General features: G+C 65.1%; 5 protein-coding genes. All 5 read right to left on the bottom strand.

The annotated features are described in order from the left end of the window. Positions 1 to 39: 39 nt before the first annotated feature. Entirely contained in the window at positions 40 to 1,611 is a 1,572-nt protein-coding gene (locus RBB46_RS22255; RefSeq protein WP_306031253.1) for an MFS transporter, read from the bottom strand. Between the two features lie 259 nt (positions 1,612 to 1,870). After that, positions 1,871 to 2,950 carry an enoyl-CoA hydratase/isomerase family protein gene (locus RBB46_RS22250; protein ID WP_306031252.1) on the bottom strand — a complete coding sequence of 360 codons (1,080 nt, stop codon included), beginning with the start codon at positions 2,948 to 2,950 and terminating at the stop codon, positions 1,871 to 1,873. Then, the gene (locus RBB46_RS22245) at positions 2,947 to 3,957 is read right to left on the bottom strand and encodes a 3-oxoacyl-ACP synthase III family protein (RefSeq protein ID WP_306031251.1); all 1,011 of its coding nucleotides are present in this window, start codon (positions 3,955 to 3,957) and stop codon (positions 2,947 to 2,949) included. The genes RBB46_RS22250 and RBB46_RS22245 overlap by 4 nt, the downstream gene beginning before the upstream one ends. A 14-nt stretch (positions 3,958 to 3,971) precedes the next feature. After that, the gene (locus RBB46_RS22240) at positions 3,972 to 4,979 is read right to left on the bottom strand and encodes a hypothetical protein (protein ID WP_306031250.1); all 1,008 of its coding nucleotides are present in this window, start codon (positions 4,977 to 4,979) and stop codon (positions 3,972 to 3,974) included. A 127-nt stretch (positions 4,980 to 5,106) separates the two neighbouring features. Further along, the gene (locus RBB46_RS22235; RefSeq protein ID WP_306031249.1) at positions 5,107 to 6,831 is read right to left on the bottom strand and encodes a cobalamin-dependent protein; all 1,725 of its coding nucleotides are present in this window, start codon (positions 6,829 to 6,831) and stop codon (positions 5,107 to 5,109) included. Positions 6,832 to 6,852: the final 21 nt, after the last annotated feature.

Below are 6,852 nucleotides of genomic sequence, written 5' to 3'. Positions count from 1 at the left end.
GTCCGGCGCGGCGGGAGATGCGTTGCTTGTGACGTGCCGTTACTCGCCGGCCGCCGCTGCCTGGGCCTCCGGCCCGGCCAGCAGGTCGCGCCGGCGGATCATAAGCCCGGAAATGACGATTGCGATGATCGACAGGATGGCGACGATCCACAGGAGCACCGAGAAGGCGTTGGCAAAGCTTGCCTGACCGAATTCGGTGATGGCCGGCTGGATCTCGAGCGGCGCACTGGAGACCGCGCCGGCGAAGTCGCCGCGTGCGATCAGGTTGGCCGTGTTGGTGAGCCCGTCGCCCAGCACGGACGCAAGGCTTGCGTCGCCGCCCAGCTGCAGCGTGATGCTGGACAGCAGGATGGCGCCGAACACCGAGATCGACAGGGTGAAGGACCCGTGCCGGAAGGTGATGTTGACACCCGAGGCGACGCCCGCCCGCTCCGGGGGAACGACGGCGGTCGCAACGTTCGACAACTCGCCGTTGATCAGGCCGGTGCCAAGGCCGAGCAGCAGGAAGGCGACACCCCACATGATCACTTCCGAGGGCGGAGCGATGGCCAGCCACAGGAAGCCGAGCGCCACGAGCCCGCAACCGAAGGCGATCAGTCCGCGCACGCCCAGCCTGTCGGGCGCGGCAAGCTTGGCGCCAAGCGGTGCGAACAGCAGGAGCGGCACCGTCATCGGCATCAGCATAAGGCCGGCCGAGGAGGCCGACATGCCGTGCACGACCTGGAAATAGATGGGCAGGTAGACCAGCATGACCCAGAAGGTGATGCTGTTCAGCACGCAGATGAGCTGGATGCCGGTGAAGGTCGGGATGCGGAACAGGCGCAGATCGAAAGCCGGCTTCTTGACGCTGGTCTCGATCCAGACGAAGGCGAGGAACAGCACGACCGCCCCGGCGATGGCGCCGATGATCGTGTTGCTTGCCCAGCCCTTTTCGCCACCCTCGATGACCGCATAGGAGAGGCAGGCGAGCGCGCCGGTGAAGGTCAGGATGCCAGGCCAGTCGAGACCGCCGGCATTCTTGTCCGAAGACTCCTCCACCCGCCAGTAGCAGAGCGAGATGAGCGTCAGCACGATCGGCACGTTGAGCAGGAAGATCCAGCGCCAGCTCAGGAGATCGACGAGAACGCCGCCGACCATCGGGCCGAAGGCGGCGCCGCAACCGATCGAGACACCCCAGATGGCGAAGGCCTGGGCGCGCTGTGCACCCTGGAAGGCGTTGGAGATCAGCGCAACGCCGAGGATCAGCATCGCCGAGGCGGACAGGCCCTGCGCGACACGTCCGGCGATCAGCGCCATCGGTGTCTCGGCAAGACCGACCATCAGCGAGGTGAGACCGAAAAGGGTCAGGCCGATGACCATCACCCGCCGTCTTCCGAACCAGTCGGCGATGGCGCCAACGGCGATAAGCACCGAGGTATAGGCGATGTTGTAGGCGTTGATGATCCACTGCAGCTCGGCGAAGCTCGCCTTGAGCTCGCGCTCGATGGACGGCAGCGCGATGGCCACGACGGTCACGTCGAGAATGACGAGGAAGGAACCGAGCGCGGCGACCAGCAGCGTCGGCCAGTTGTCCATCAGCGAGGAACCGGAAGTCGATTGGACTGAGGTCATTGTCTGTTTCCCGAATGCGTTTTCGGTACCGCCAGCCCTGCGGGCGGCGATACCGACGGCGTGATGCCGTGAAACGGTTGGCAAGACGAGAGGTGCGGTGTGATGTCGTCTGCGCGACGACGAAAGCGCCAGACCGGCACCCCGCAACCCCACATCGTTTTTCTGTATTTCTGCGTCTTACACGGGAAATCTAAAGCCAGCCCAGAAGTGCGTGAAATATATAATTTCCGGGCATTCAGGTGCCTTTGCGACTGACCTTTCAGGGGGAACTGTCGAGGAACCGGGCAAGCTCCCCAGCCTCGAAAACATGGTCATGCGGGTGATGCCAGACCGGCTTGCGGTCGCGGTCGATCATTGCCGCGCGGATCCCTTCGGCGAAATCCGCATGGGCCATCAACCGGCCGACGATGGAGAGTTCAAGCGAGAGCGCCGCCTCAAGCGTCGCGTTTCGGCGGATGATCTCGATCGCGGACAGCGCCAGGGCGAGGGCGAGTGGCGAGGCCTTGCGGATGGCGGCGGCGGCGCGCGGTGCCCAGCTGGCGTCCGGTGCAAAGCTGTCTCCGATACCGTCGAGGCGCTCCAGAATGGCCGGCACGCCGGCGCCCGCGAACACGGTGTCGATCGCGGCCTGCATTCCCGCGAGACGACCGGGGCCGGGTGCCTCTTCCAGCTCTTCGAGGGCCGTCGTATCGCCATCCCGGCACAGGCGGTCGACCAGGGTCTCCAGACGATCGGAGGCGACGAGATGGCGGGCAAGGCCGAGGGCGATAGCATCATGCGCCCCGATTTTCTCCCCGGTGAGCGAGAGCCATTCGCCAAGATGCCCGGGCATCCGGGCAAACAGCAGGCTGGCGCCGGAATCCGGGATCCAGCCGATGGCGCATTCGGGCATTGCCAGGGTGCTGCGTGTCGTGACGACGGGGTGGCTGGCATGCGAGGCCAGCCCGATTCCGCCGCCCATCGTGACGCCCTCCATCAGCGCGACGACGGGTTTGGGATAGCCTGCGATTGCGGCGTCGAGGGCGTATTCGCGCGTGCAGTGCGCCCGCGCGCCGGCACTGTCCCCGGTGATAACGCGCCCGTGCACGGCGGCGATGTCGCCGCCGGCGCAAAAGGCCCGGGTGCCGGCCGCATCGAGAATGACGAGCCGTATGCCTGGGTCATCGCGCCAGTCGGCGAGCGCCGCCTCGATCGCTCCCAGCATCGGCTCGTTCAGCATGTTGAGGGTGCGCGGCCGGTTGAGCGTGATCCGCCCGGCAAGGCCTTGCCGCCGGACGAGGACAGGCGGCTCGCCGGCCGGAAAGGTTCGGCCGGGCAGGGTGCCTGAAAGCGCGCTCAATGATGGATGAGGGCTGCCGACCAGGCGAAGCCCGCCCCGTTGGAGACCACCATGACCTTGTCGCCCGGGCGGATCAGTTCCAGCTCGACCGCCTCGGCATAGTTGATCACCATGTCGCTTTCCTGCACATGGCCGCGATGGCGCAGGGCCCGCGTGTAGACCTTGTCCGGATCGAGGTCGAACTTCTTCATGAAATAGGCCTGATCCCAGGTCGAGAAGGTCGGGTAGATGTAATAGTCGACGTCGTCGAAGCTCATGTCGAGCTTGTCGAGGAGCTGCTTCATCACCTTGCCGAACATGCGGAAATTGATCGGAATGACGCCCTCGTTGAACTTGTCCATCTTGGCATACATGTGCAGCAGCTTTTCGGTGACCTCCTCGTTCGGCTGCCGGTTCTGCAGGCCGGGCACGTACCAGACATCGTGCAGCCGGCCGATGGAGATCGTTTCGACACCCAGGATGCGGGCGCGGGTCGCATTCTTGCGCAGCACGATGGCACTGCCGCCGTCGCTCGCCACGGTGATGGGGTAGTAGGTCTTGTTCAGCTCCGGTGTGCGGTCGCCGGCGAACAGCAGCGCCGTCTCCACATCGTCGTCCGACAGCATCAGCGACATGACGGTCTTCAGCGCCAGATGGTAGCTGGCGCAGCCGCCTGTATTGACCGCCGTGGCGAAGGCATTGACGAGCCCGAGCCGCTCCTGCACCAGGCCGGCGGCCGACCAGGTCGGGCCGACATAGTCTTCCGGGATCGAGGTGAAGTCGACGACGAGGTCGACGTCCTCGGGCGCGACGCCTGCCTGGTCGAGGGCGCGCGTGGCCGCCTCGATCGCCAGCACGGAAGGCAGTTCGTCCGTGACGTGAATGTCGTGAATGCCGATGTCGCGTTGGAAATCGATATGCTTCGACAGCGTGCCGAAGGGGACGTCCTCGTCGCGGAAGACGTCCTCGACCAGCTTCTTGTCCGGCGGGAGGTAGAAGGCTTCCGACAATATGCCGACGTGATCCATGGGAAACTCCCTCGTCAGAACTTGAGCAGGGTGGCGCCGTAAAGGAAGCCGAGACCGTGGCTTGCCATCACGACATGGGTGTCGGCCGGCACGTCGCCCGCCATCAGTTCGAGCATGTTGAAAACGAGATCGGAGGAATGCAGGTGGCCGTGCGTGGCGAAGCCGTTGCTGGCGAGCCGGCCGTTGGCATTCATCGTCTCGCCGAAGCGCCGCGTGTCCTCCAGCGAGATGTTGGAGGTGACGAAGCGGCCGATGTCGGAACCCGCCAGCCCGTGCCGCCCCAGCAGCTTGTCTACGAGGCCGCGCAACTCGCCCATCCGGTCGACGGAGGCAAGCTTGTCCGCATCCAGCGTCAGGCGGTAGAGGTCGAGCCGGGTCGGATGCGCCATGCCGCCGCCGGGAATGTTGAGGACGTCGTGCATGTGCCCGTTCGAGCGCAGGGCCGTGCCGACGATCGTTGCCTTGCCTTCGCCGCGGGCGACGATCACCGCGCTGGCGCCGTCGCCGAGCACGGTCACCGGCCCGTCCGCCGCGATCACCCGGTTGCCGGCGATGGCTTGGTCGGCGGCGACCAGAAGCACCCGGTCGACGTCGGCATTGGCGCGGATCAGCGCGCGGGCGAATTTCAGCCCGGCATGGAGGTTGGCGCAGCCACCGCCGCTATAGCCCAGCGTGAAGGCCTTCTTGGCGCCGAGTTCTGCCTGCAGCTCGTTGCTCATCGACCAGGCAGGCTCGACATAACGCTGCGGCATCACCGAGAAGTCGATGATCGCATCGAGGTCGAGCGGCGTCAGTCCTGCCTCATCCAGAACCAGACGGGAGACGGCGAGTGCCATGTCGGTCGGGCTTTCGCCCTCGAAGACATGGACGCCCGTGACGCCGATGCCAGATGCGGCCGCCATGCTGTCCTGCAGGCCCTCGCGGGCGAGGATATCGCCAAGATCCTGGCGGCGCTCCGGCAGGTAACGGGCGGCGGCGAGAATTCCGACACTGTCGTTGTGGGTGGTTCCGGCAGCTTGCATGGTCGTTGTCCGTCCTTGGATGACAGGGGAGGGCGCGGCCCGGCGGCCCGGCGGCAGCGTGCCGCCACCGGTCGCGAACGGCGCGGATGCGCCGCCGGGCCTGGAGCTGTTGCCGCGGCCTGGCCGTTCAGGCGGCCTGGGCCTTGCTGGTGCAGGCGTCGATGATGTCCTGCGGCACGGTATGGTCGTCGTACCAGCGCCCTGACAGCGGCTTCTTCACCAGCGCGACATCGGCCGCGTAGGAGAGGATCTCGTTGTTGTGCGCGGCAAGTTCCCGGCGCAGCGACGAGGAGAGCTTGCCGCTGGCCTCCATCTCCCGGTCGATGGACCCGGTCAGATGACGCAGATGGTCGATGCGGTCGTTGACGATCTTGATCGAGCGCTTGGTGATGCGGCCGAAATCCGCCTTGTCATTGGCCATCACCTGCATCGCCTCGTACATCGAGGGCAGGAACTCGTCGCGCTTCATCCATTTGGTCTCGTAGTTCATCGCGTCGCGCCAGCGCGGCTGGGTGAGCGACTTGCGATGCGATTCCAGGTCGCGGTGGAACACGGTGTAGCCGTGCTCGGCCGGCTGCTCGAACCACTGGCAACCAGGGTCGAGGAAGGGAACCATGCCGAAAATCGTCGGCACCACCTTGTCGTCCGGAAAGCGTTCCATCAGCCGGCGGGAATAGGCGACCGTCTCCATCACCGAGGCATGGGTCTGGTGCGGCATGCCGATCGTGTACCAGAGGTAGAAGCCCTTGATGCCGATATCGAGCGCCTCGGCGATCCAGGCCTCCATCTCCTCGTTGGTGTAGGTTCCCCGGCCGGTCAGCCGGCTGATCTCCACGTCGTGCGACTGCGGGGAGAGGTTGATGTAGATGTCGAGATTGGGTGCCGCAGCCACCATCTGCCTGAGGACGGACGGCTTGGTCAGGCGGAACTGCTCGAAGGAGACCGAGTTGACCACGCCGCTTTCGGACACCGCCCGCAGATAGGACAGCAACCGGGGGGAGGATTCCGAATAGGCCTGAAGCGTGTAGACGCTCAAGGGCGATTCCGTCTTGGGGAAGGTCGTGATCTCGCGCTCGAGCTGTTCCGAGCGACGGTGGAAGACGGTCTTCTTCTCGACATTCATCATCCGCTGGTAGGCCCAGCGCGAGCCCGAGCACCAGCCGCAACTCTGCTGGCAGCCGGTGTTCGGCAGCACCATCAGGTTGGGCATGTTGAGCAGGCTGTCGGTCTTGGGAAACATCTTCGACCAGTCGATGGCGACGTCGTTGAGGATCTCCGGCGTGTAGGAATGGCCGTTGTCGACCATCTCGCCCTTGTCCTTGTAGACGAGGTTCTCCACGTCGTAGCGGCCGCGGACGCCGCGCTTGATCTGGCTGACCAGATTGGCGAAGGGCTCGAGCGTATCGTAGCCGCGAATGACGCCGTCGATCTGCGGATACTGCATCATCTCGCGGGCGTAATAGGTGGAGACGATACCGCCGAAGACCACGAAGCTGTCGGGATGAACCTTCTTCAGCAGGCCCGCGACCTCGACCGAGCCCTGGCAATGGGGCAGCCAGTGCAGGTCGATGCCGAAGGCGGGCGCGTCGAGATGCTCGAGCAGCTTCTCGACGTCGAGCGTCGGGTGCTTGAGCATCAGCGAGGCGAGGTTGACGATCTTCACGTCGAGCCCGCGCTCGGCCATGAAGCTCTTGATCGACAGGAAGCCGAGCGGGTGCATCTCGAAGATCGGGGTGACGTTGCTGCTCTCCTGGCTCGCGTACCAGCCGAGCGCGAAATCGTCGCGATTGCGGAAATCGAAGATCGCCGGGGCATGGACCAGGATGAGGTCCGCCTTGACTGTGCTTGTCATGATATCGCCATCCGGTTGGCG

Source organism: Stappia sp. MMSF_3263 (genome assembly GCF_030733745.1).
Classification (GTDB): domain Bacteria; phylum Pseudomonadota; class Alphaproteobacteria; order Rhizobiales; family Stappiaceae; genus Stappia.
This window is presented reverse-complemented; position numbering and strand designations above follow the sequence as displayed.